The 22,333-nt window shown below is 34.5% G+C and carries 31 protein-coding genes and 1 pseudogene; 11 read left to right on the top strand and 21 right to left on the bottom strand.

Annotated elements, in window-relative coordinates; genetic code table 11:
- Positions 1 to 79 precede the first annotated feature (79 nt).
- Positions 80 to 640 carry a type 4 pilus major pilin gene (locus GZ59_RS22765; protein WP_071882764.1) on the bottom strand — a complete coding sequence of 187 codons (561 nt, stop codon included), beginning with the start codon at positions 638 to 640 and terminating at the stop codon, positions 80 to 82.
- A 228-nt stretch (positions 641 to 868) separates the two neighbouring features.
- Positions 869 to 1,099, bottom strand: coding sequence for a hypothetical protein (locus GZ59_RS07995; protein ID WP_011093243.1), 231 nt, complete (start codon positions 1,097 to 1,099; stop codon positions 869 to 871).
- 100 nt (positions 1,100 to 1,199) lie between these two features.
- Between GZ59_RS07995 and GZ59_RS07990 the strand changes: the two genes are divergently transcribed.
- Positions 1,200 to 1,598 (top strand): H-NS family histone-like protein, encoded by a 399-nt coding sequence (locus tag GZ59_RS07990; RefSeq protein ID WP_011093242.1) that lies wholly within the window; start codon positions 1,200 to 1,202, stop codon positions 1,596 to 1,598.
- Between the two features lie 79 nt (positions 1,599 to 1,677).
- Positions 1,678 to 2,037, top strand: coding sequence for a hypothetical protein (locus GZ59_RS07985; RefSeq protein WP_011093241.1), 360 nt, complete (start codon positions 1,678 to 1,680; stop codon positions 2,035 to 2,037).
- A 105-nt stretch (positions 2,038 to 2,142) separates the two neighbouring features.
- On the opposite strand, the gene GZ59_RS07980 is transcribed toward GZ59_RS07985, so the two are convergent.
- The 4 genes from GZ59_RS07980 to GZ59_RS07965 all read right to left on the bottom strand — a co-directional run bounded on the left by GZ59_RS07980 (position 2,143) and on the right by GZ59_RS07965 (position 4,808).
- Positions 2,143 to 2,427, bottom strand: a complete 285-nt coding sequence (locus GZ59_RS07980; protein ID WP_011093240.1) for a conjugal transfer protein TraD — start codon at positions 2,425 to 2,427, stop codon at positions 2,143 to 2,145.
- 28 nt (positions 2,428 to 2,455) lie between these two features.
- Positions 2,456 to 2,749: a hypothetical protein gene (locus GZ59_RS07975; RefSeq protein ID WP_011093239.1), complete on the bottom strand. Its 294-nt coding sequence runs from the start codon at positions 2,747 to 2,749 to the stop codon at positions 2,456 to 2,458.
- A 421-nt stretch (positions 2,750 to 3,170) separates the two neighbouring features.
- The gene (locus tag GZ59_RS07970; RefSeq protein ID WP_011093238.1) at positions 3,171 to 3,836 is read right to left on the bottom strand and encodes an ankyrin repeat domain-containing protein; all 666 of its coding nucleotides are present in this window, start codon (positions 3,834 to 3,836) and stop codon (positions 3,171 to 3,173) included.
- Positions 3,837 to 4,055: 219 nt separating this feature from the next.
- Positions 4,056 to 4,808 carry a hypothetical protein gene (locus GZ59_RS07965; protein WP_039291109.1) on the bottom strand — a complete coding sequence of 251 codons (753 nt, stop codon included), beginning with the start codon at positions 4,806 to 4,808 and terminating at the stop codon, positions 4,056 to 4,058.
- A gap of 642 nt (positions 4,809 to 5,450) precedes the next feature.
- Here GZ59_RS07965 and mobQ point away from each other — a divergent pair.
- Entirely contained in the window at positions 5,451 to 6,851 is a 1,401-nt protein-coding gene (gene mobQ / locus GZ59_RS07960) for a MobQ family relaxase (RefSeq protein WP_039291107.1), read from the top strand.
- 85 nt (positions 6,852 to 6,936) lie between these two features.
- On the opposite strand, the gene GZ59_RS07955 is transcribed toward mobQ, so the two are convergent.
- Both GZ59_RS07955 and GZ59_RS07950 read right to left on the bottom strand, forming a co-directional pair.
- Positions 6,937 to 7,902 (bottom strand): hypothetical protein, encoded by a 966-nt coding sequence (locus tag GZ59_RS07955; protein WP_144243123.1) that lies wholly within the window; start codon positions 7,900 to 7,902, stop codon positions 6,937 to 6,939.
- 198 nt (positions 7,903 to 8,100) lie between these two features.
- A complete protein-coding gene (locus GZ59_RS07950) occupies positions 8,101 to 8,730 on the bottom strand; it encodes a hypothetical protein (RefSeq protein ID WP_039291103.1) in 630 nt (209 codons plus the stop codon).
- 183 nt (positions 8,731 to 8,913) lie between these two features.
- Here GZ59_RS07950 and GZ59_RS22430 point away from each other — a divergent pair, with 183 nt between their 5' ends.
- Both GZ59_RS22430 and GZ59_RS07940 read left to right on the top strand, forming a co-directional pair.
- A complete protein-coding gene (locus tag GZ59_RS22430; protein ID WP_051918064.1) occupies positions 8,914 to 9,684 on the top strand; it encodes a hypothetical protein in 771 nt (256 codons plus the stop codon).
- A 63-nt stretch (positions 9,685 to 9,747) separates the two neighbouring features.
- Positions 9,748 to 10,176: a hypothetical protein gene (locus GZ59_RS07940; RefSeq protein WP_051918063.1), complete on the top strand. Its 429-nt coding sequence runs from the start codon at positions 9,748 to 9,750 to the stop codon at positions 10,174 to 10,176.
- An 89-nt stretch (positions 10,177 to 10,265) separates the two neighbouring features.
- Here GZ59_RS07940 and GZ59_RS07935 read toward each other — a convergent pair whose 3' ends face one another.
- Both GZ59_RS07935 and GZ59_RS07930 read right to left on the bottom strand, forming a co-directional pair.
- A complete protein-coding gene (locus GZ59_RS07935; protein WP_039291101.1) occupies positions 10,266 to 10,913 on the bottom strand; it encodes a hypothetical protein in 648 nt (215 codons plus the stop codon).
- Positions 10,914 to 10,930: 17 nt separating this feature from the next.
- The gene (locus GZ59_RS07930; RefSeq protein ID WP_039294868.1) at positions 10,931 to 11,485 is read right to left on the bottom strand and encodes a membrane lipoprotein lipid attachment site-containing protein; all 555 of its coding nucleotides are present in this window, start codon (positions 11,483 to 11,485) and stop codon (positions 10,931 to 10,933) included.
- A 632-nt stretch (positions 11,486 to 12,117) separates the two neighbouring features.
- Between GZ59_RS07930 and GZ59_RS07925 the strand changes: the two genes are divergently transcribed.
- The 3 genes from GZ59_RS07925 (at position 12,118) to GZ59_RS22750 (ending at position 13,591) form a co-directional block, all read left to right on the top strand.
- A complete protein-coding gene (locus GZ59_RS07925) occupies positions 12,118 to 12,495 on the top strand; it encodes a hypothetical protein (protein ID WP_039291099.1) in 378 nt (125 codons plus the stop codon).
- A 378-nt stretch (positions 12,496 to 12,873) separates the two neighbouring features.
- On the top strand, positions 12,874 to 13,083 hold the full coding sequence (locus GZ59_RS22755) for a hypothetical protein (protein WP_071882763.1): 210 nt from the start codon (positions 12,874 to 12,876) through the stop codon (positions 13,081 to 13,083).
- A gap of 28 nt (positions 13,084 to 13,111) precedes the next feature.
- Complete coding sequence (locus tag GZ59_RS22750) at positions 13,112 to 13,591, top strand: Hcp family type VI secretion system effector (protein WP_071882762.1); 480 nt, start codon at positions 13,112 to 13,114, stop codon at positions 13,589 to 13,591.
- A 54-nt stretch (positions 13,592 to 13,645) separates the two neighbouring features.
- On the opposite strand, the gene GZ59_RS07920 is transcribed toward GZ59_RS22750, so the two are convergent.
- The 4 genes from GZ59_RS07920 to GZ59_RS23855 all read right to left on the bottom strand — a co-directional run bounded on the left by GZ59_RS07920 (position 13,646) and on the right by GZ59_RS23855 (position 15,726).
- Entirely contained in the window at positions 13,646 to 13,828 is a 183-nt protein-coding gene (locus tag GZ59_RS07920; RefSeq protein WP_039291097.1) for a hypothetical protein, read from the bottom strand.
- A gap of 235 nt (positions 13,829 to 14,063) precedes the next feature.
- Positions 14,064 to 14,798, bottom strand: a complete 735-nt coding sequence (locus GZ59_RS07915) for a hypothetical protein (protein WP_039291095.1) — start codon at positions 14,796 to 14,798, stop codon at positions 14,064 to 14,066.
- Positions 14,799 to 15,038: 240 nt separating this feature from the next.
- On the bottom strand, positions 15,039 to 15,266 hold the full coding sequence (locus tag GZ59_RS23860) for a hypothetical protein (protein WP_228483910.1): 228 nt from the start codon (positions 15,264 to 15,266) through the stop codon (positions 15,039 to 15,041).
- 52 nt (positions 15,267 to 15,318) lie between these two features.
- Positions 15,319 to 15,726 carry a hypothetical protein gene (locus tag GZ59_RS23855; protein WP_228483909.1) on the bottom strand — a complete coding sequence of 136 codons (408 nt, stop codon included), beginning with the start codon at positions 15,724 to 15,726 and terminating at the stop codon, positions 15,319 to 15,321.
- Positions 15,727 to 16,965: 1,239 nt separating this feature from the next.
- Between GZ59_RS23855 and GZ59_RS07900 the strand changes: the two genes are divergently transcribed.
- The 3 genes from GZ59_RS07900 (at position 16,966) to GZ59_RS07890 (ending at position 19,150) form a co-directional block, all read left to right on the top strand.
- Positions 16,966 to 17,700 (top strand): helix-turn-helix domain-containing protein, encoded by a 735-nt coding sequence (locus tag GZ59_RS07900; RefSeq protein ID WP_039291093.1) that lies wholly within the window; start codon positions 16,966 to 16,968, stop codon positions 17,698 to 17,700.
- 25 nt (positions 17,701 to 17,725) lie between these two features.
- A complete protein-coding gene (locus GZ59_RS07895) occupies positions 17,726 to 18,253 on the top strand; it encodes a hypothetical protein (protein ID WP_039291092.1) in 528 nt (175 codons plus the stop codon).
- Positions 18,254 to 18,670: 417 nt separating this feature from the next.
- Positions 18,671 to 19,150: a DUF4756 family protein gene (locus GZ59_RS07890; RefSeq protein WP_039291090.1), complete on the top strand. Its 480-nt coding sequence runs from the start codon at positions 18,671 to 18,673 to the stop codon at positions 19,148 to 19,150.
- A 186-nt stretch (positions 19,151 to 19,336) separates the two neighbouring features.
- On the opposite strand, the gene GZ59_RS07885 is transcribed toward GZ59_RS07890, so the two are convergent.
- The 7 genes and pseudogenes from GZ59_RS07885 to GZ59_RS07855 all read right to left on the bottom strand — a co-directional run bounded on the left by GZ59_RS07885 (position 19,337) and on the right by GZ59_RS07855 (position 22,267).
- The gene (locus GZ59_RS07885; protein WP_039291088.1) at positions 19,337 to 20,107 is read right to left on the bottom strand and encodes a hypothetical protein; all 771 of its coding nucleotides are present in this window, start codon (positions 20,105 to 20,107) and stop codon (positions 19,337 to 19,339) included.
- A gap of 221 nt (positions 20,108 to 20,328) precedes the next feature.
- The gene (locus GZ59_RS07880) at positions 20,329 to 20,565 is read right to left on the bottom strand and encodes an H-NS family histone-like protein (protein ID WP_180788501.1); all 237 of its coding nucleotides are present in this window, start codon (positions 20,563 to 20,565) and stop codon (positions 20,329 to 20,331) included.
- Between the two features lie 68 nt (positions 20,566 to 20,633).
- The gene (locus tag GZ59_RS07875; protein WP_039291086.1) at positions 20,634 to 20,984 is read right to left on the bottom strand and encodes a hypothetical protein; all 351 of its coding nucleotides are present in this window, start codon (positions 20,982 to 20,984) and stop codon (positions 20,634 to 20,636) included.
- Between the two features lie 38 nt (positions 20,985 to 21,022).
- Positions 21,023 to 21,258, bottom strand: a pseudogene (locus GZ59_RS07870) (hypothetical protein).
- 80 nt (positions 21,259 to 21,338) lie between these two features.
- Positions 21,339 to 21,635, bottom strand: a complete 297-nt coding sequence (locus GZ59_RS07865; RefSeq protein WP_039291084.1) for a hypothetical protein — start codon at positions 21,633 to 21,635, stop codon at positions 21,339 to 21,341.
- Between the two features lie 78 nt (positions 21,636 to 21,713).
- Complete coding sequence (locus tag GZ59_RS07860) at positions 21,714 to 22,028, bottom strand: hypothetical protein (protein ID WP_039291082.1); 315 nt, start codon at positions 22,026 to 22,028, stop codon at positions 21,714 to 21,716.
- A gap of 20 nt (positions 22,029 to 22,048) precedes the next feature.
- Positions 22,049 to 22,267 (bottom strand): helix-turn-helix transcriptional regulator, encoded by a 219-nt coding sequence (locus tag GZ59_RS07855; RefSeq protein WP_039291079.1) that lies wholly within the window; start codon positions 22,265 to 22,267, stop codon positions 22,049 to 22,051.
- Positions 22,268 to 22,333: the final 66 nt, after the last annotated feature.

Genomic DNA, 22,333 nt, shown 5'->3' with positions numbered 1-22,333 from the left:
AATATCTAATTAGCAAAAATAAAAAAGTGGTCAAGATATCCACAAGGAATAAATGACAAAATGTAAACCGTTATTTTATTTATAATGATGTAAATGAAACAGTGTTATTTTCTCCACCACGACTACAAGATGATGTTACACCAGCAATATCAAGAGAACCGTTGGAATCTTTTACCGTATCCGCTCCTATTTCAATAGAATAAAATGAAGCAGATAGTGAAGATACAAGTTTAGCACATTCCACTGCTGGAACACTTCTATATGTTATAATGAATGAGCTTCCAATTGCTCCAGAAGGTCCTGTATCAGCAGAAGAAACACTAATATTCCCTTTCCAAACATTCACCATACTAGAAGCTGCACCAGATGTTTTTTGTATAGATTCAGGTAATACTTTGGCTTTAACAAGAGTTGTTATAGCTAATCCAGAATAAGAGGATACTGCTGAATACAAGCTTTTTGTCCCAGCCTGTATTAATGCAATATTTTTTACTTCTGCTTCTGCTCTTTGAGATGCTTGAACTTTAGGATATACAATAAACACTGCAACAACCAATGCTGCTATAACCCCCATAACTAAAATTAATTCTAAAAGGGAAAAACCTTTTTTATTTTTTCTTTCTTTCAACAAAATCATCATTATCTCCTTTATCATTTAAATGATAAAAAAGAGATAACAACCACATCAAAATAGACAATAGCGACCTAATATCAATTAACAGAATAATAGATAAACGGATGACTTTAACGCATGTAGATCATATCACCATGAGAATAAACATCATTACTTTTTCTTTAGTGACAATAAAAAAGGTTAAATACTAAAATAGTATTTTTATCTTGGATGAGCATTATTTCATTATTCAGTTCACTTTTCACAGAACATCTTTAATGAATAATCGGATAGGTCCTCATACTCTTTAACACACTCTTTTCTTCCATCAGGATACGCTTTTATCAGTTTCCCTTCTGAAATATAGTAGATAGCCATTCCTGCCGCGAACACCTCTTTAATCGCTTTCTGTGATGCCCTTTGGGCAATTCGACTTAACACTGCCGTATCCTCAAGTGGATTTTTCTTTGATTTTTTCTTTTTCATTATTTCCTCCGTATCCATATTGATATACAATTTATTTCTGACATATGTCAAATTCAGACACCCTATCGATGATTTTTTATCACCATCAGGATAATAAGCTATGAGTGAAGTACTTAAAGTATTAAACAATATCCGCACCCTACGTGCTCAGGCGCGTGAAACCGATTTGGCAACATTGGAAGAAATGCTGGAAAAGTTGACTGTTATTGTTGAAGATCGTCGTGAAGAAGAAGCCAGCGCACAGCAACAAAACGCTGAACGTCAGGCCAAAATCGAAGCCTTACGTGCAAAACTGTTAGAAGATGGTATTGATCCATCAGAGCTACTTGGCGGTGCATCATCCAAGTCTGTAAAATCTAAACGTGAACCTCGTCCTGCCAAATACAAATACATCGATGAAAATGGCAATGAAAAGTTATGGACTGGTCAGGGCCGTACACCTAAAGCTATCGCTGCTGCGCTTGAAAATGGTAAAACACTGGAAGATTTTGAGATCTGATAAAACCCTCCCCCTTTGAATTTTATTTAAAGGGGATTTTTCTAAGATTAAATATAAAAATTTAACTTAAGGATAGTAAATGACAGGCAGAGTCTTAATTCTGGGAATATTTTTTCTGGTAGGCTGTACCAATTTTTCCGCAAAACAACCTTACCGAACTCAGGATGGCGAACAACTTCTAATTAGCGCAAACATGCCGAACGGTGTTTTAAAGCTATGGGTAAACGAAACGCTGATTGTAAATGAACCATTCCTAAACCAAGATAAAAGTTTAGCCGGGGCCTTTAGTAATAGCTTCACGAATGTCTATACAGCCACTTATAATGGTAAAAAAGTCATGGCTCGATGCAAAAGAGAAACCCACGCATTTTCAGCACCAGATCATGAATGTGATGTTTTTATTAATGGTGAATATGCTGCGAATCTCTTCCTGAGATAGTGTTGGGAATAAATTAGCTACCGCGCCCTCTGGGGCTTGCTCAACAGTTCACCGACCTAAAAACAAGTTTTAGGTCGGCTCACCGTTCGGACGTGAAAAACAGGATTAGTACTTGGACTTATTTAAAACATTTTCGATATAAGTTTGGCCTTGTGCTTTATACCTTTCAATATCACTTTCATGAAGATTCGGGATATCAAGCAGAACCCCAAAGACCAATTCCTTATCTACATAACCAATATCACATCCTAAGACTTTGGCAACCTCTGCGCCGAAAATTATTTTCTGGCGAGTATTTTCTTTTTTTGTTTGTTGTTTCTTTTTAGCTTCCAAGAAGTATAGGCGTTCCTGTGCTGAAGCAATTTTTTGTTTTATCGTTTTTGTTGTCATTATTTTTCTCCTTTATATTTTTATGGTTTTATTTATCATCAGCATCCCAATCCCAAAATGAATCTGAATGGTTGTTTTTTACTATCGGTTTTTTCGGCTTATATGGAATATTTGCGTATTCGTATCCTGATGCTATTTTTTTCTTTATGGACTTAATACGAAAACGAAAATGATCCTTTTCTTCTTTTTTTCTAACTTCCTCTCTCTTTCTGTTAATAATATTTGTTGCATGGGAATAAGCTTGTTCAATATTGGTATAGATACCATCCTCAATTAATCGTCTTGCTACCCAATCAATGGCCTCATCATGATTTTTATGCATACTCTCTCCTTGTAATATTCAGTGCAATTCAATTAACACATTTTTAATAATTATCAACAGGATAGAGAATTATATTTTTATCTGATAATCCATAGGCTAAAAAGCCCAATATTAACTCCCCACATCACAGCATTTATTGTCATTAAAATTAATGCGGTTTCATCCAGTTCACCAAGCCTCATGTTATTCTCCTTTTATTTCACGTCTGTTATTATTCACTTTATTTTTATTGAAATGGAAAATTGAAAAAACAGAACTAAGAGAGTATGATTTTTACGCTATTTACCGTTCATTTAGAAAGGATATTCTATGACAACAAGTAAACGTTATGAACCAGTCAAAAAAATCACCGAAAATTGAAGTCTACACCTAAAAGACCGAGACCTTAGAAAATATTCCCCTGATGATTCAGGGGAATAAATTACATACTTTCAATGAGTTCACGAAAGTCTCTATAGCTAAACAGCTTCACTTTATCATTACCATATACTCTACAAATAATGTCCTGATGAAGCTCATGGAAAGTAGATAAATAACAGTATTCTTTTAGCGCATCCAAAACAGCAATATATCTTTCTTTATATTGAATAAAATTATCTGGTTTTTCTTTTTCGGGGTCATGTTCAATCTCAACAAATCTACTCAGTGTTATCCTAAATCCATTATCATGCAATGATTTCAATGCCGATGGTATATTTTCCAGTTGATTACAGTATAGAGAGTCAATGATAATATGCTTTTCTTTAAATCTATCCGCATATCTCATAAAAACATCGTGATATTTAAAGAATCCATAAGTCGCTAAAACATGACGACCTTCATTGTCTTTTCTGTCTACATCTATTCCATGTTCAACTAAGGCATTAATCACTTCTTCTGAACTGACATGAAATAGCACAGTATGCCCAAGCTTATCCTGATGATTAATATCAACACCAAGATCTATTAATTGTTCTACATCGTCTTGTGTTCTTGCATAGAACAGTAATGTTCGGTCGAGCGAGTCTCTTATTTCATATGCCGATACATTATGCGTTTTGAGAACATTCGTTAAAGATCTAAAAATATCATTGGTAAATGGCAGCATGTTGTTATCTCCTTTTTATTTTATATATTACATTCCTTTATTCTATAAATTTGTTTTTGTCAAAACTGGAGATTTACTATTATTCAATCTAATCACAAAATCTCCAGTTACAAATATCATCGACGTATAATTTTCATTATCATAAAAACCATTAACACGATGTTAAAAATGGTCTTGATGAGTTTAATAGGTTTACTGAAATAAAAAAAACCTACCTAATTAACGCATGTTTGATTCAAATTCCCCCCACGCAATTTTATCATTTTTAGTCAGAAGGTTTTCCTTTTCTAAGTAATCTTTCAATATATCGAATCCATCTTCCCCATCAGAATGAGAATAAAAATCCCAGTCCGGATATTTAACTCTTAGTTTGAAATATTCAGGTTTAACTAAATTATCGTCAAAAAAGGAACAAATGATATCAAATGTGTCACGGCCTTTAAGATCAATAATCTCTCCATTTTCATCATATAATGCATTTATATCCTTAAGTTCCTTGAGCTTAAGGATATCTCTTAAATAAACGAAAGGTACATTATGAGATAAGCGAACAAGATCACTCTCTGTAAACATAACACCCTCTTTAAGCATTTTTATGACTATCGGATTAGACATTAGGTTGTAAGTCAAAAAATGCAAATTGCTTGAAAAATCATTCACCGAAAATGCCACATTTTTTCTATAATCAAAGAAGTTGATTCCATACCAAACAGGAGCTAAAAAACTATTTCCACACACATAATCAAACGTTGTCTTTGAGAACCGTCTTTCAAACTTATCGATAACATCATCTCTACTGAGTTTCATGTATTTTCTTTTAGGTGATGTTTTTATGCTTGGAGAAATCTTTTTCATTTCCTTAATAAAATCATCTTGTCTCAAGACAAGGTTAAAGTCATTGTTGGTATAGTGCCTAAAGCTTACAACTGTATCATCTTTAAGGCGTGCTGCTGTTGTTATCAACCCTCCCATTCTGAACCCTCTATTGTTAATTAATAATTGTTATATATTACTTACTCAACTTATTAATCCTTGTCAAAAAAATAATAAAAAAACCAACAACAGCAAAGTAAAATAAAAATCAACAACACCACATGATAGTAATCACTAACTATTTTATCTAATACTCTCCGCGTTACTTATTTTTGTTTATTAGTGTTTTTCATTTAACTTGTTAAATTTTCACTCTGATTTTCATGACTAACCTGTAAATTGTGCAACAGGGAAAACTATTTAACAATACTCTTATTTTTCGGGTTTTAGTGCTTTCCCGCCTTACGGCGGGATAAATTAAACTCTTTTTGTCCTTCGGACGCTATCTAAAACCCATCTCGGTAATATCGCGGAATACTTCGCCCGTTTATCCAGATAGCGCCGCTTAATTCGGCGTTTTGTTTTACAGGCATTTATATATTTCGTATTAATTAATAAGAAGGCTTTTACATTGTTTCTTTTTTTAAGAAAACAATGCCCACTTATACACTCACTTCGTGAGCGTGTGGGGTCTACCGACGGTTGCCTGCCGCAGGCTAAAAGCAAAACCAAGGCCAACACATAGAGTTTTTCTTACGAAAAACTAACAGCAGTATAGTTATATTTGAGGATATTTGTTATATGGCGATTTTTCATCTGGAGTTTAAAATTGTGAAACGTTCTGAGGGCATGTCTTCCTGTAGGAAAGCAGCCTATCATAACAGGTCAAGAATAACAGATGATCGCACAGGTAATACCTACGACTTCAGCCACCGTGCTGATTTATTCCATCATCAGATATTAGCGCCTGTTTCCGCCCCTGCTCATATTATTGAAAGCTCTGCCGCCTTATGGAATGAGGTTGAAAGGGTCGAGCGTCAGAAAGATGGTCAAACAGCCCGCTATTTTGATGTAGCTATTCCCTGTGAACTTAGCAATGAAGACAAGATAAAATTAGTAGCCGAATACTGTCAGAAAAATTTCGTTGATAAGGGAATGATTGCTGATATCGCTTTTCATGATCTTAACGGTAATAATCCTCATGCGCATGTGATGCTGACATTAAAACCGATCACAGTTGATGGCTTCGGTAAAAAAGAAAGAAGCTGGAACGACAAGAAAAACGTGATCCTTTGGCGTGAATCGTGGTCTGTGATTGCCAATCGCTATCTGGCTGCCGTTGGCAGTATTGAGCGTATTGACCACCGTTCTATTGATGCTCAACACAGTGAAGCACTCGAAAACGCTGCTATTACATTAGATATTGAAGAAAAAGCGCTATGGCTTGCCAAAGCAACGTTAACCAGCCGTCCACCAATGCAACGTGTTCACCGTGCTAAGTGGAACAGCAAATACGTTCAGGAAAAACGCGCTGCTGAACAGGCCGTACGTGATGAGATGAAACAAGAAGCTCAGGCTACATATAGTGTCTTCAAAGATTTGGATCTTCAGATCGTTGTTGACCTCAACAGTTTCACCGTATCTGAATTGCCAGAGCCAGTAGAAATAATCTTAACTGAAATGGGTTCACAGTCGGCATCATCAGGTCAAAAGCCTGTTTTGGTTGCCCCTGCACCTCATACACGCACTAAACTGAAAACTTCTCCCTCTCCAACTGCCAGTACGGTCAAACGCACTCCTGTTAAAAGCAAGAGGAAGCAGGTTAAACCTCGTCAGGATGGTATCTTTAAACGTTTCACTTTACTGGTAGTAGAGTTCTTTAAAGAACGATTTATCTGGGCCAAGAAGAAGCCAGCCCCTGTTTCCGTAGATGCTAAACATGATAAGCATATTGCTGAAAATTATGTCTTTGATGAGGTTCAGGGTATCTATGTATCACGCGCTGAACATGAGAGACGTGTCAGATTCAATACTGAAAACTATAAACCTACCCCAGATGAGATCAGGCGTTTTCCCAATAGACCTAAAAAAGAGAATTCTGATATTGATAACAGTATAGCGATAGCTCCAGCTAAACCGGCTGAACAAAGAATACAAATTAATACCCCAAGAATTAAACCCCAAACCCATCATAGAAAATAAATTTAAAAATATTTTTATCCGTTGTAATAAAAATATTTACGTATACAGTTTTCACCTCATAGATTCCTATAACAGAATAGCTATATTATGTAGTAGAAAGGCCTAAATATTTAAGCACCTCTACGAATTCATCTTCTGCTGAAGCATCAGTAAAAGAACCATCTATTTTGAATAACTCAGGGAAAAGTAACTTCCCCTCAATTGTCATTGTGATTTTATTTTTCACAAAATTTTCCGTAATTTCTTGTTCAACACCGTTTACAAAAAAACAGTCATACAATATATTTAAATTTTTGTCTTCAGTTATAAATGAATATCTTACATAAGGGGTAAGGCCAAGGCGAGCGCCCCTTTCAATTTCATTAGACATTCGAGCAACTCGGCTTACAGACTGTAAGTCGGCCAGAGCATTACTGCTATTAAATTCTCCGGGTTCTCGTTTAAACTTCATAACCTTTCTTGCCGGAATACAACCATAAATACATGCGATGGCTGAAATTACTACGACACTATTTTTTTCAATATTTAATAAATCGGCTTGTTCACAGAAAGACTTAACGTATCCCAATCTTTTATTTTTAGAAACAGCATCGATGATACCGCTACAATTTACGAAAGAAAGAAAATCATGGTAACCTTGGCCATTCATTTCTGGATGATATGATTTCATTTTATTAATGTATTCATCAGAAAACTCTGGACTTTCGATAACTTTCGCGTTTTTGAAAAAAAGATGCAATGCTTCAAGATCTTCACGAACCTCTGCAGTTAAATTATTAACTGATTTATCATTAAATAAATCACTGGTTTTTTCCATTAAAGCAGGAAGATATGATATTGCATTATTATCAAAATCAAGAGTCTCCAAAAACTTAATAAATTTATACTTATCAGTACCAATCATTTCATTTGATAAATATTTTCTACTTTCTCTTATATTACTAACACAGCAGATATCAAGAAAGTAACAAGTCGGAATACTTTTACTCCACAGGTTAATTAAATCAAAAAAACTTTGATTTTCAGGTGTATTTTCAAATGCAAATTTCATCCTACCTTTCACAAACACCCCTTATAATAAAATCACGCCAAATAACAGTATCATAATGTAATAAATTAAAAAACTCAATATCTTTCATTAAAATTATTGCTCTTCATATAAGATCGAAAATCCACTTTATAGTACGCAACAATTATTGCCAAACATTGTTCATTATATATGAAGAGAAAACTTATGATAAATAAAATTTTATTTATCTACTTCTTCCAATATCAATGCAACGCTTGGATAATAATACCCTAACTCATTTTTAAACATAAACTGCTGATCAATAAGATATGCATATGAAACACACTCTCTTCTGTAATTCGGAATAGCACCATCAATCAACTGTTCAATATACTCTTCAGCGATTATTTCTTGTGAATTTATCTTAGTATAAAAAACAACAAAAGTTGCTGAAAAATGGCGATCAGCTTGCCCTACCAAACGATTAGCATCACTACGTGCCTCATCCATTTTAAAATTAGTAATAGCATTGCTTTCGTTTATATTATCAAGATTATACCAAGCATGTTTGGCTTCGATAGCAACATCATCATTTTTATTTGTAATGTAAAGATCAACACGACCTTTACTGGTATCAGTATTTTCCTGAAGACAGCCCTTCATTCTTTTATTTGAAGGGTATTCTTCAATTGCAGCCCAGCCTAATGACCATGCAGCACCAGCAAGAACACTGACATTAGTCCGTTCGTTATACCACCAACAACAATCTTTCTTTCCTAAGAGATCGACATAGCGCTGATTTGCCTGAATCCATCCATTCAATAGTTGCTCAATGAAACTATCATTTGCGCATGTTTTTTTTATAATCATATAACACTCCATATCACCATAATGTGAATCACACGTAGTGTGTTCAGATATTTATTTTAATCGATTTTTTGCTAAAATATATGCGTATGCATCAAAAAAACAAGATAGATAGTTAACAAAACAGTCGTCACGTTAAACTTAATGTTATCATATCATTATGTAATCATAAAAGAGCACCAACCCATGCAAGAACCTACCCCCACAAGCACTAAAAGACCAACACTTGAAATCCTGCATATCTACGAACGAGATAATCCAGATAAGTATTGGAAATCCTTTCTCATAGAGACTATTTATAAAAATAAAAATATTGGTAATGAGCATAATGACCTAATAACACTTTATTTTCGATGCGTTGGAGAAAAACAAGCCCCTGAACTCTCTTTCCGAGCAATCCATACTATTTTAAAGAATGATAATAATGTTATTGTTTTGGAAACTATTTCGCTTACATGCGGCTCACTTGGTATTTGGCATAAAGATTACAGAGGAAATAGGCTGGGAAGGTGGTTGTTCAACGAAATTGTAACTTGGGCAAAGCAATGGCCTAATGCAGATGTTAACTCAATTAAACTTGGTCCAACAGATGCCACAGAAGATAATCTAAAACGCCGAAATAAAATGTATAGAGGCGCTGGTTTAAAGTTTGACTATGATGATGACGAAAAACGTACTGGTCGATCTCGTGAAATGAAAGCATCAAAATTGATTGTTCTATCTTCATGGAAAAAAGAGAATGGTGGAAATATCGCGATTCAAAATATTGATGATTATATAAATAATCTGATTAAAGAAAATGAATCACTAAAACGAGAGATGGAAAACAAAAAATTAAGAATCAATTCGTTAAATCAAAAACTTACTATAATGGAGAGTAAAACAATAAAAGGTATATTACATCGAACATCAAGAGGCATTATTAAATTCCTAAACCTTATTTTTAAAGATAAATGATAAAGTTGATTTTACATCTTGTTTATTATATAGAACTTATGTATCTATAAAAAGGATCCGTATATGTATTACAAGATAATAAAACCAGAAAAAGACAGGCTAAAAGAAAAATATCAACCCTATGATATTTTAGATCTACTTAAAAAATATGATACTGATAAACAGAAGAGAGATTATTATACTATTCTTGATGAGCTGCTTACACCTGTGCCATCATCAAAGCAGATTGAGTTTATTAACGAATGGAAAGATGATATACCACGATTGTCTAATGATTATCCTGAACCAGATGGGTTATGGTGGAGTAGAACGGTAAGACGTGGTGAGTTTATGATTGAAGAAGCCATCAATTTACATTTTTGGTATTCTTTTGTTAGTGAAGAAAATTTATCCTTGGTTAAAGATTATCTTCCACAAGATAAAATAGATAAATTTAAAAATAAAGGAAACATTACTCACATAGAATTATGGGAATCATTAAATAATGATTAACCAAAAAATATAAAAATCCAAAAAAAATAAAAGCCGAAATCAATCCGGCTTTGCATGTTCAGAAAAACATATTCACATGGCTAACTCTCTTATTCTCTGTTTTTCAGTGCATCACGATAACGCTGTCGTTCGACGATATTCAGATTGAGTTCAGACAGAATACTTGCTCCCTTCACAGCAATATCGTAGTCAATTTGTGATTGTGTCTCATACTCTTTAATGGGCTTGAAATATTCTGATTGCGGTGCAGATGACGGTGCAGAATAACCAGAATATGTTTTACTCCCAGCACAACCGAGATAAGCCAGCAGACAGACAAACAAGAAGAACAACGTCCACACCACATTGTATCCATTAAGCGTGTATCCACTGCCATTCACATCTGAAAACACGCCGTGAAACCTAATGGCATAGATAATCAGGAATGATGAAAGGATAACAGCCCTGCTTTTACCTACAGTTAAATGCTTACGCATGAATTTTACCACTGGCACCAGCATGACCACAAATAACCCAATGGCGGCAAAAATCAGCCATACAGGGAACAGTCCATATTTTTGTGTTGTATTCTGCGATACCGTTACCAGCGATAGCACCAAGAAGGCGTTAAGCAGAAAAAGTCTAAGGGCCATCGAGACCTTAACCTTCTTTGATATATTATGCAGAAACAGCACCGGAGCCAGTGATGGTATGTTCATCAGCAGGCCCATGAAAAACGCCCAATAGATAGAGTTCATAGCGTCTTTTCCTTTAATTACCGAGCGGCCCAACCGTTATTGGTTTTCACCAGAACAATTTTGGCTTCTTCGGGTTCAGCCATCCCCTTGACACCAGAGAACGCATTTTTATCCACCCAGCTCGGAACGCCCTCGAGTTTCCATGTATAGGTCACTTGTGTCATTTTAACGCCATTACCCTCACTGGGTTCGGTCCAATTAGTAATCTCAGCCACAGCACGATGACCCACGCAGGCCCCTTCCTCCCGGTTCCAAAACTCAACCTCTTGTCCTTTGTCTGTTACTTCCAGAACATCAACACTGCTAAAGCCATTCGCCTGTTGTGAAACAGTAAGAAGCCCCTGTTCAACAAGCCCATTCAGGATTTCATCACCGGCATTGTATCCAGCAGAACGGTAGCCATGATTAACCTTTACTGGAAAACCTTTGTTGAACGCAAAGTCATTGTTTTGCAGGGAGTAGCACACCTTTGATTTTGAAATTTTCGCGTTGATAGCTTTTTCAAAGTCGCCTTTCTCACCACATCCCGCCAGAACAAGAGCAGTGCAAGTAACGAGTAAAATCTTCTTCATCTTCCCATCCATCCTGATAATCAAAAATGCTGCTATGTTTTGATGCCTTTCGGGTTGCCTGAAGACGTTACAGCTTGCTCTAACAGGACGACCACAGCAAAGCCACCTTATTAACCAATTGATAGGATTCAATTATTTTTTAAGGTCGTCATATCGTTTGTAACGATCAAAAACAAAATAATGATAGATTTAAACTATCATATATTTATATTCGATCGATTAAATCAATTAAAATGTCGATCGATAAAGCATTATCAATCGTCATAGACTATCAATATTAATTTATCGATCTGTTATACCGATCATTTTCTTGCTAGAAGAATCGTTACTGGATAAAGTGAGAAAAAGAGCCACAGAGCTGTTTACGAGTGGGTTCAAGGAGATGGAGCTACTGGCCGTAAGACAAACGCCTAAAGCTGTTTTATGGCATCTGCGCTGCTTCTATTAACGCAACATCAGGGAAAACAACCATAAGGGATGCCGTTAGCGGATTAGATAGAAAGACTCACAACATCTGACAAGCGGCTTTCTTCGCCAGTCATTAACACAAATTGTAATAGCCAGATTCGATATGCCTCTGGCCCCGGCTTCTTTACGCCTGTTTCTACGTTTACTGTTTATATGGAGTTAACATGAAAAAACTGTTTATCGCAGCACTGGTGATCTTACCTCTTACCGCTTGCACCACCTATGGAAACAAATCCCTGAAAGACGAAACCCAACAGACTGTAAAAACCAAAATCGTTAAAGGGAAAACTACCCAGCAAGATGTTATTAACGCATTCGGGGAACCACAAACACGAGCTACCAACGATGGTCAGGAAATGTGGTCTTACTCCAGTATGTCAGGCGAGACTCAGATCTCAAACTATATTCCCGGTCTGGCCCTACTGAAAAACAGCAACACAGCGCATATGAACACCCTTGAGATCTGGTTCAAAGGGAATGTTGTTGACCGATATAATTTCAGTCAGACGGCGAGTAAGGTGTCGAAGGGATTATTAGATTGATCAGTATATAACTAACACTATATCCCCTCAGACACTGTTAAATACCAAAAACTGTAGCAATTAGCCTCAGCATCGGTTGAGGCTCTATCCAGTGATGCAACAGAGCTTGCTATATAGTGTATCTTTTTAACTCTCCATTTTACTGGTGATAGCACTGCTATAACCATATTGTCAAAAAACATAATTTTAGTAAAACAACCAGTAAATTTTTTCATAGGCTACTGGATCGAATGAATATTGAAAAGCTCGTCATTAATCTGTACCATTGAAACGTGAGGACCAAAGTCAATTCGCATCAACCATCAGTCCGCATTTTATACCCTATTTTGGATAGCCGATTTTAAGTTAAAACAGTGAATTAACTCATGGAGAGAGAATATGGGAAGTAAAGAGGAATTAACCACTCAACTTAATGAACAATTAAAAAGTAGCCTTCTTAATAGTTCATTACCTCCTGAAGAAATATTAGCATTGATGATGAGGTTATGCCTTTCTTTGATGCAAGTGACCCAAAGCAATCTTGTTGAAATGAAAACATCAGATGGGCGAAAACTTTCACTCAAGCTTGATACACCATCAACACATTAATAAATTTACTTCTTGAGGTTATTGAAAAATGTCTAGCATTATTTATTTAGAACTTACAGGTGATAAGCAAGGATTAATTTCTTCTGGTTGTTCATCACTGCAATCAATTGGTAATAGAAGTCAACTCGGTCATGAAAACCAAATACAAGTATTGAGTCTCAATCACTCAATGAGTTATGATGATAACCTGTCTTGCCATCCTGTTGAATTAGTTAAGTTTATTGATAAGTCATCACCGTTGCTTGGTGTTTCAACCTCTTCAAATGAACGGTTAACGGCTAATTTTTTCTTATATAGAGTAAATTCTGCTGGTCAACTAGAGATTTTTTACGAAATTAAATTAACAGATGCGCGTATTGTTGACATCTCCTGTAATTACCCACATTCAATAAATAACAATGAAATGATGCCATATGAAAAAGTTTTATTAAAATATGGTTCTATATCATGGGAACATAAAGTAGCAGGAACATCTGGCTATAGTATCTGGAATGATAGTATTTTATAATTTTTCTGATACATTTAGATACGGTCACCGATAATATCTTTTGGTGGCTGTATTTTATCTTAATTTATCAGCCAAATAATCACCAAGCCAAAATGAAAAGAGTATACCTAGTCCAACAAAAGGCAGCATAAGAGAATCGGGTAAATGAGCACCTATAAAAACAAAGATAACTGAGAAAATTAATTTAAGAAAAATAGCTAAAATATCAAACAGAACAGTTTTGATAGATTTTAACATGGCATCACCATGTCGTATAAAATATTAGCAAGAGCATTTATTAGTTCATCTCAACCTATTTATCAATCGATTACTAATCCAGAATGAAAATATCATACCAAATACGGACGATGGAAATAAAAAATCTTCAGGGAAAATTTTCCCACATATATAAATTGATAGGATTGAAAAAATTATTGTCAGAAAAATAGCAGCAATGTCTAAAAAAACAGATCTTATTGATTTTAACATGACATCACCAATCGTAGAAAATATCAGCAAGCACATTTATAAGCTCATCGGCGTTAGTGTGATCGTTTAATTTTGTCACAACAATTAAAGGATCTATTTTTTTCGCTACAATGAAGTATAACATTTCAGTATTTTTTGAGTAAAGCATGTTATATATGATTCGATCACTACGTCTTAATTTTCGTGCAGATTGGGCGGCTTTTTCGACATAACTATATATTTGAAATGCTGTTATGGTACCTTTTGATATTTGATCGGCTGTGAGTTTTGTTATTGGTTCATTTGATATTTTTGTTGCAATTATTTTTGACAACCCTTCAATTATTGCTATTTTTGTGGCTTGTTTAATAGCCTGCTCTGAGATTAAACTAGATAATTTACTACCCAGTTCCCGATATCTCTCTGATAGGTTTTTTTGTGTTTTTTCTGGCATTCTCGAAAAGAGATAATCTATAATAGTCTTTACCATATCATAAATTAAATTAGGGTTTGCGATCAGAGATAAAATACAAACCATCATTCTTTTATCTTCCTGAATAACCAAGTGCCTAAACTCTGAAATTACTTTTGAATATTTAGGATCTATAGATAGCATGGAATATGGTGATATCCATACTGACATTCTCGCTGCACCTGTACCAATGTCTTCTGCTGTTTCCTGAATGATACCGCTAGTTCTTTTAATAAAGGCATCATAATATCTGGCAAGCACTTTATTAGATGATTCGATATATTCCATTTTCGTCATTCTCCATGTAAAAACAACTTCACTGCTTGTTAACTTCTCTATCATTGGTACGGATCCCAAACTATATAACACATTTCTTTAATTTATAAAAGAGTATAAATAATTAATAAGATAAATATTCATAAATAATTATTTCCATTCTAATTATTAGGTATATGTTCTTTTAAATTTTAATGACTTTCGACTGCCAGTAGGCAACACATAGGAAGGAAAAGATTTCTCCTTAATAACTCATTTATTCTCACAAAACACAACAGCGATCTTAAGCCTATCAACAACCTTAGATAACGCCTCATAGAGATCGCCCTCCATCTCATGCTCGAACTCACCGTTCCTGAACATTGCCACATAGCCATTGGTCAGATCTCGCATATGGGTAAGGTTTATCGGCTCGATAGCTATTCTGATGTCTGTACCTTTGTATTCCGCTGCTGGATAGCCCATGTCGGCGTGAAGCACGATACCGCCAGAAGCTTCCAGTTCGGATAAGAAGATATCTTCTGTTATGGCTTCACGCAGATCTTGTTAGGCCAAGTGCATTCATCAATGTAGATTCATCTGAGGTATTGGCTTTCCCCCTGCTACAGTAATAGTAATCATCCAGAACACTAACGGGCGTGTTGGGATGCTGGCTGTTGTAGGTTTTGGTCTCTGACATCAGCAAGCTTATTGTTTCTTCGCTGACTTGACTGAGTTCAGAAATCAATCTCCCATACACATTTACCATTCGTTCCTTATCACAATCATTTGCTGATTCAGACAGGAAGAAAGAATCGTAATCTTTGACATAAATTTTATTGCCGTTTTCGAGAGTAAGTTTTATCCCGTGTTCATTCTCTTTAATATCTTTAACTATGCAGGTCATAAATGGGATTTTTTCACTGGCATTAAAGAGCGTGATGATTTTAATATTATTCATTGTTTGATTTTCCTTTTTGTTATTAGTAATAAATACTATATTCCTCACGGAAAAATCAAATTTAACTCTTGCGTGATAACGTTTTACTTACTGCTTTAATCTTCTTTTGAAAAGATATTTATCTTATGAGCTAACGCTCATGTGCTGTCGAAAACGATGAATCTGTTTTCATGAGCACGGCTACGCCCTAACTCTGAAATATGTATTTTTATCTTGATGAAGTACGTTTTTAGTATTGATAGCAAAAAGAGGAAAGATCTTTTTTAGATCGTTTAATCATAAAAAACAAAATTGACCTTATTCTTGAACACAGAATTACCACGATAACATATAGTATTTGCTCTTAAACATATAGGAAAACTATATCCAAAGAAGCAGCACCGAGTGATTGTCAAAAACAATCACATTGCTGAAACAGGGTTCATCCCTGTTAATGATGGATTTATCCATAAAGAATTTCGGCGATAGCCGATAAAGCAGAAATAGTATGATTAACCTTACGACTTCATGGACGGTTTAGTGTTCAAGATATTTTATAAACTAGTTTTATCCTATACTTAAATTAAAATTTCATATTGAAAAACAAATCCTTTCTTATGAGCTTTCGCTCATGGCTTCGCCCTTTGTTAGTATATTAATTAGAAATTAATCAAGGCTATAGTATTTGCTCTTAAACACATAAGAAAACTATAATCCCAATAGCAGCGCTTAGTGATTGTCCAAAACAATCACATCGCTGAAACAGGGTTCATCCCTGTTAATGATAGATTTATCCATAAAGAATTGCGGCGATAGCCGCCAGTAAAATAAAAGGAAAACAATTACACTATTCTTAAAATGCCAGCAGCGCTTCGTGATTGTATGAAACAATCACTTCGCTGAAAATAAGTATCAAGAAAACCACATATTCCCACGTAAAACCCCCTGCACATAAGGAAAAAGAAAAACTGGACTCTCTTAACTTCTTACTAATTATTTAATTATAAGCCCCCTCCCAGCCCAATGAAATCAAGGCTTCGCAACTTTTTTTGCTATGTTCGAACATAGCAAACTCCTATGTGCGCACATAGTTCCGTCCTATGTTCGAACATAGCAAGATCTATGTTTGAACATAGGTTTTTTAACATATAACAATATCATAATAATAAAATCCCTATTTTATTTATAGTTTAACTATTGACTTTTATTTTTCTGCATAGTATTAAAAATAACATAATAAAAACTATAAGAGAGAATACTATGAATATTAATGATACTGAACTACTTAGCCTATTTGAAACATTAACCACGGAACAAAAGATTGATATCGCAAGACGCTTACTGCAAAACAAGGATATAAAATCGACCACAGTTATTGCAACAGAAGAAGATAAATCGATCTCATTTGCACAGCCTTATGTTTTTGCCTTCACTTCCAACTTCCGTGTTTTTTCTGATTTAGATATATCTAAGAATGAATTCCGTGTCTTGACTTATATCTTAGAATATATGGAGTTCGGAAACCTCATCAATCTGTCGCAATCATCACTCTGCAAGGCATTGAATATCGCATCCGGCAATATGTCCAACATATTCAAAAAGCTCAAACAGAAAGGTATTCTCGTTGAACATCATGGGCATCTGTATATTAACTCGAACATTTTCGCCAAAGGTCTAAGCCATCAACTTGATGAAAAGCGTAAAGAGCATTTAAGCAATGCCAGAAGTCTTCATGCTGAGCTTGAAAAATATCCAGAAAACTATACTGATTACTCAAAGCAAGAAAGACGAAGCCTAGCTTTAGAAACAGAAACGAAAGAGATCTATACTGATGCTTTTATTTTTAGTAAGAAGAAAAAGAATAATGCTGTTCCTAATGCTAAAAACAGTATCAAGATCGATAAGCCCCGAAAGGTATACAAACGAACGAAAGAAAATGAAGCGGCAAGAAAAGACTTGGCTGATGCCACAAACCATTTGAAAGCAGTATCATGATAAAAATAACAATAAGGAAAAAAAAATGAAAAAACTCCCCGGTTCACTTGAAATCAAACTTCATGAAAAACTATCCAAAAACGATATTCTGAATATCTTGGCTGAACAAATGACTATGCTTGAGGAAACATTTGGTATTCAAGAGTTCAAACTCTATTCTTACCTTGAGTGTTATCGTGAAAATAAAAAACAGGCTTTATATCATCAAGATCACAATATCGTTGTAGGAGCATTTAATTTAAGAAGTCAGGAAAACTTAGAGAATACAGCCAAATTAATTTCAAAAGAGGGTAATAACCGTGTCATTTCTTTTGAAAAAAAGCTTGATGTAGATAAAATATCAACCACAGTTGACAACATTCAGGCGAGTAATCCTTACCGATATTGGTCAAACAATATTCAGGTTATTCCAGCTTCGCTGGTAAGTAACATCATTCAAAATGAACAAAATCGCCAACAGGCAGAAAAAGATAGGTTAGATCTCGTCGAGAAACAATATAAGAAGGAAGAACAACCCCGTAGATTTAAAAGGTTTTACCACCCCAAAAATTAAATAAAGTGACCTATCTGAAAAATTATTGGTTCAACCTATAACCGTCTAATAGATTATACTACAACATAAAAATATTTTATCGAAGAGACCTATTAGATAAATATTTCGATGTTAGATTGATTTGCTATTCAATAAAAATCTTGATGGGGAATTCGGGAAAGTTGAGTTTTATACTGGTAGTGATGAGTTTATTTTAGATCAGTATAAAGCCCCTCAGCTTGTTTAAAATAATAATTTCATTTTGGCATTATAATAGATTGAATCAAGGTTAATATATAAAGCAATCAGTCTTAGGCGTTTTTATACCAACTAATATAAAACGAAAGTAATTCCCCTTATTTAATTTACTGCTGAATTTGACAGTTTCTTTATATACCTTAACATATAAATATAACACATATTATTAACGAGGTATTTATGAGAAATGTAAAATTAGACAACAGCGATATATTAACCTATTTTGATACTATTGAAAAACTAAAACAACAACCATCAATGAATGAGTATCTGGAAGGCTATCGTAAAGTGCGTGAAGAATATCCTTTTGGAACACAAGTAGATAAATACAGGTCTGTTTATAATGAGCTACGCAGACTGGATAAGAAGAGACAATCACTGATAGATAATTTTGTCATTGAACTCAATCCTATAAGTAGCTCAACAGCAAGAACAGCCGCTAAATCATCCGGTAATCTTGATATCATGCATGAGCGTATGATCTACCAGAGAGCTATTTCAGAAAAAACAGACGCTGAGATTGTTGCTCTAGTAATAAAACAGCGTACAGAAGCAGCACTTGAGTTTAAACGTTCTGTTGAGCAGAGTCTTGAACAGCTTTCCAGTATTTCATCAGATTTCGGAGCATCGAATACAAAACGCAGAAAAATGGCTGTTTAAATGAAGATTATAACAACCATATTGATAGAGTCACCAATATGGTATGGTTCGCATTTGTATAGATGTATTGACTCTATTTTCCCGCTTTCTATATTAAAACACAACTAGCTTAAAGAACACTAACGAGCAGCCAACGTATGTTAATTTTCAAAAAATCAGACTGATGGATAAACTACTCCTGAATATCTACGATTCTTTAAACGGTTGACGTTCAAATTTTATTAATACTCCGAGCGTAAGATGAATATGATCTTCTAATTGCTCATATTCATCTTGAGGAGACAAAGGAGACAATAATATTTCTGTTGCTGAAAAAACATCAATGTCATACTTGATATCTGAAGGTATTTCATTTTTTACCCCTTCAATATATCGCTCATACTTCCTCTTGATTTCCTTTATTTTTTCATCTCTGCCGTTAGTTGTGATGCAAAATCGACTAGGAATGTAATTACAATTATAAAACGATTCGAATGCGCAATTAACTGCAAGGTTTAATTTTGATGAACCTGTATTTCCAGTATATTTTATATATTCTAAATTTCTTCTTATATCCTCAATTAACAATTTTTTTTGCGGAGAATTGCCTTTAACTTCAATAGCACACTTAGGATAAGATATGCCATTGTTATCACCAAGTAATACAATGTCAATCCTTCCTGTCCTAGTTGTATTAGCGTGCTTTCTTAAAACACTCTTAGGAAATAAATTACCGATTGCCATTCTTTTTATTAATGGCACTGTTGATGTTAAGAACTTTCCTGTATTATATTCGAATATTATTTTTTCATCACCTATACGGAATTCCTTACTCTTGAGCAAAGCCTGACCTATTGAGACAGTCGCAAAGTATTCAGTGTTAATTTTACCACCAGAACTAAAATCCATTAAGCGTGTATTATACGCAGCATGTTCCATTCCTTTTTTAACAGCTTCAATAATATCATTTCTATCCATGTTTTTTCACCGTTTAATATTTATACTAATGCCATTGAAAATGAAATTTAAGATCGAAAAAATTATAACTCCCTCCGAAAATTATTTCCAATAGAAATGATATATATTAACAACTTGATTTTTCGATGATTAGAGGAATACTGATTTCCAATACAAGTCTGTCTGTCAGATTAGATATTAATCCGAGCCACAAAAATTTAGCTCATGTCTGAGCCAAAAGATCATAGCTCCTCTGGGGAGATCCGCTCACATTCCATTTTCTCAAGCAACTTCTGTAGTCTCTTCATCCTCAGCTTACAGGCCTTTTTCTCACCAGTCTCCTGATAGTATTCTTCACGGCGCTCTGCTACTACCTTGCGGAACTTCTTCAACAGTTGATTCAAGGTTTTTAAATCAGTTGTAGCCGCTTCAGCTTGGATTTTTCTATACATATACATAACGTGGAATTCATCAATCATATTATAACCCTTAGTTTTATCATTCATGTTATTTCCCTCTTTCGAGGGAATAATATTAATATTAAACATCAAATAACTGTCATTTTTAGCTTCCAATAAATAGGATCTTGATTTTCATCTTGATTTATATTTTTCGAAACAAGTTCAATGATGTGTTCTTGATGCCAATACAAGATTGTGGCTTTTAAATCTCTTCTATTGATACCTGATACATCATTTTTGATAGAGTATTTCTTCATCGCACGAGTTATCAAAACATCATATATGACGCTTGACATGAACCCATCTTTCAAAATATCGATTGCTGTTTCATGATGTTTTTCATAAATGCTATATATTTCATCACAGTATCCTTGCAAGATATTGGCAATAAGTTCGTTTAGTTCTTTTTCACTTTTATTTAATATAATCTCTTTCATCTTTAATCCTTTTTTATATTAATAGTTAGTAATAATGTTTAGTTGTTATAAACGATATTGATGATTACAGACCGTATTCTAGATCTAACTCATCGACTAAATCGTTATTGATATGTTGATTTAATGCATCTACTAAGTTTTTATCTCCTATCATTTCTTCTACTGAATACCCGCTCAGAGCAATAAACACATCTAGGCTTTCTTGAATAGTATTCTTTACTGTTGGGGTTCCTTCGCACAGCATACTTACTACTACAGATATTTTATTTGTCATGGAGTTTTGTTCGTTGTTGTTTACCATTTATATTTTCCTCTTTTATTTTTGGTTAGCCCCTTGCGGGGCAAGATGAGTTCTTACTTTCTAAAGTTTTCTGAATACTCGACTAACATGGCAGCAACCCGTTCAAAGTTAACTTGATTAACATCACCGTTATTACCCTCTTGTTTAGTGAATCTTTCAAAGTTGTTCTGGATATGATTAATCACATGAATAATAAATGGACTCATAAAATCAGGGTCATCCAAATAATCATTGGCGTCACCATCACCATTAACTTCCATGAACATATTCCAGCTTGCGGAAAATGCTCTGCATGCAAGGTCATAGAACAGTTCGGTTGATTTATTAATACCCATCGTATTTTTAGACATATTTATATCCTCATAGTTAAATGCTTATTTAATTCATTGTGTTTTTATTAGCCCCTTTCGGGGCCGAATACGCTGTTGTTAGCTCATACTAAAAAGTAATGCTTGGGTATGAACATATCTCATTTCATGCATAACTTTATCCATATCAACATAAATCAGTCTTTCTCTTTTACCCATTTCTTCCATATGTCCATCAAAGCGTTTTGCCAGATATTCTTTAACATGCGAAAGATATGATTCCGTTCTATTACTATCTAACATTATGGCTTCCAATACCTCATAATCTTCTTGTTCTTTATATATACGGATTCCTGTAATATAAAGATTCTTCGCCATAGCAGTAAAAATATTGGTAGATGACTCTTTGATATTTTTCATTTTATTACTATTCATTTTATTTCCTCTTGGTTATATTATTTAGATATATTACGTGATTGTGCAATGGTGTTATCAATCCATGCATCAATCTCACTTTCTATAAAGGCAATAGACCTTAAACCCGTTTTAACCTGCGGTGGAAAGCGTCCGGCTTTAATAAGTGTATAAATCCATGTCTTTCCAAATCCTGTTCTTCTAATCACTTCTGGTAAACGGATAAGACGTTGTTTTTTGTTTGCTACGATTTGAACCATATTTATCTCCTGTGTATTTGATGGAAATAATTGTATGGATATCGCTTGTAAAAAACGAGGTTGGTT

Origin of the sequence: Pectobacterium atrosepticum, from assembly GCF_000740965.1 — a bacterium.
In the GTDB taxonomy this organism is placed as follows: Bacteria; Pseudomonadota; Gammaproteobacteria; order Enterobacterales; family Enterobacteriaceae; genus Pectobacterium; species Pectobacterium atrosepticum.
This window is presented reverse-complemented; position numbering and strand designations above follow the sequence as displayed.

Coding starts and splice junctions, on each gene's coding strand:
- GZ59_RS22765 (WP_071882764.1), bottom strand. CDS start 640: ATGATGATTTTGTTGAAAGAAAGAAAAAATAAAAAAGGTTTTTCCCTT.
- GZ59_RS07995 (WP_011093243.1), bottom strand. CDS start 1,099: ATGAAAAAGAAAAAATCAAAGAAAAATCCACTTGAGGATACGGCAGTG.
- GZ59_RS07990 (WP_011093242.1), top strand. CDS start 1,200: ATGAGTGAAGTACTTAAAGTATTAAACAATATCCGCACCCTACGTGCT.
- GZ59_RS07985 (WP_011093241.1), top strand. CDS start 1,678: ATGACAGGCAGAGTCTTAATTCTGGGAATATTTTTTCTGGTAGGCTGT.
- GZ59_RS07980 (WP_011093240.1), bottom strand. CDS start 2,427: ATGACAACAAAAACGATAAAACAAAAAATTGCTTCAGCACAGGAACGC.
- GZ59_RS07975 (WP_011093239.1), bottom strand. CDS start 2,749: ATGCATAAAAATCATGATGAGGCCATTGATTGGGTAGCAAGACGATTA.
- GZ59_RS07970 (WP_011093238.1), bottom strand. CDS start 3,836: ATGCTGCCATTTACCAATGATATTTTTAGATCTTTAACGAATGTTCTC.
- GZ59_RS07965 (WP_039291109.1), bottom strand. CDS start 4,808: ATGGGAGGGTTGATAACAACAGCAGCACGCCTTAAAGATGATACAGTT.
- mobQ (WP_039291107.1), top strand. CDS start 5,451: ATGGCGATTTTTCATCTGGAGTTTAAAATTGTGAAACGTTCTGAGGGC.
- GZ59_RS07955 (WP_144243123.1), bottom strand. CDS start 7,902: ATGAAATTTGCATTTGAAAATACACCTGAAAATCAAAGTTTTTTTGAT.
- GZ59_RS07950 (WP_039291103.1), bottom strand. CDS start 8,730: ATGATTATAAAAAAAACATGCGCAAATGATAGTTTCATTGAGCAACTA.
- GZ59_RS22430 (WP_051918064.1), top strand. CDS start 8,914: ATGCAAGAACCTACCCCCACAAGCACTAAAAGACCAACACTTGAAATC.
- GZ59_RS07940 (WP_051918063.1), top strand. CDS start 9,748: ATGTATTACAAGATAATAAAACCAGAAAAAGACAGGCTAAAAGAAAAA.
- GZ59_RS07935 (WP_039291101.1), bottom strand. CDS start 10,913: ATGAACTCTATCTATTGGGCGTTTTTCATGGGCCTGCTGATGAACATA.
- GZ59_RS07930 (WP_039294868.1), bottom strand. CDS start 11,485: ATGAAGAAGATTTTACTCGTTACTTGCACTGCTCTTGTTCTGGCGGGA.
- GZ59_RS07925 (WP_039291099.1), top strand. CDS start 12,118: ATGAAAAAACTGTTTATCGCAGCACTGGTGATCTTACCTCTTACCGCT.
- GZ59_RS22755 (WP_071882763.1), top strand. CDS start 12,874: ATGGGAAGTAAAGAGGAATTAACCACTCAACTTAATGAACAATTAAAA.
- GZ59_RS22750 (WP_071882762.1), top strand. CDS start 13,112: ATGTCTAGCATTATTTATTTAGAACTTACAGGTGATAAGCAAGGATTA.
- GZ59_RS07920 (WP_039291097.1), bottom strand. CDS start 13,828: ATGTTAAAATCTATCAAAACTGTTCTGTTTGATATTTTAGCTATTTTT.
- GZ59_RS07915 (WP_039291095.1), bottom strand. CDS start 14,798: ATGGAATATATCGAATCATCTAATAAAGTGCTTGCCAGATATTATGAT.
- GZ59_RS23855 (WP_228483909.1), bottom strand. CDS start 15,726: ATGAATAATATTAAAATCATCACGCTCTTTAATGCCAGTGAAAAAATC.
- GZ59_RS07900 (WP_039291093.1), top strand. CDS start 16,966: ATGAATATTAATGATACTGAACTACTTAGCCTATTTGAAACATTAACC.
- GZ59_RS07895 (WP_039291092.1), top strand. CDS start 17,726: ATGAAAAAACTCCCCGGTTCACTTGAAATCAAACTTCATGAAAAACTA.
- GZ59_RS07890 (WP_039291090.1), top strand. CDS start 18,671: ATGAGAAATGTAAAATTAGACAACAGCGATATATTAACCTATTTTGAT.
- GZ59_RS07885 (WP_039291088.1), bottom strand. CDS start 20,107: ATGGATAGAAATGATATTATTGAAGCTGTTAAAAAAGGAATGGAACAT.
- GZ59_RS07880 (WP_180788501.1), bottom strand. CDS start 20,565: ATGATTGATGAATTCCACGTTATGTATATGTATAGAAAAATCCAAGCT.
- GZ59_RS07875 (WP_039291086.1), bottom strand. CDS start 20,984: ATGAAAGAGATTATATTAAATAAAAGTGAAAAAGAACTAAACGAACTT.
- GZ59_RS07865 (WP_039291084.1), bottom strand. CDS start 21,635: ATGTCTAAAAATACGATGGGTATTAATAAATCAACCGAACTGTTCTAT.
- GZ59_RS07860 (WP_039291082.1), bottom strand. CDS start 22,028: ATGAATAGTAATAAAATGAAAAATATCAAAGAGTCATCTACCAATATT.
- GZ59_RS07855 (WP_039291079.1), bottom strand. CDS start 22,267: ATGGTTCAAATCGTAGCAAACAAAAAACAACGTCTTATCCGTTTACCA.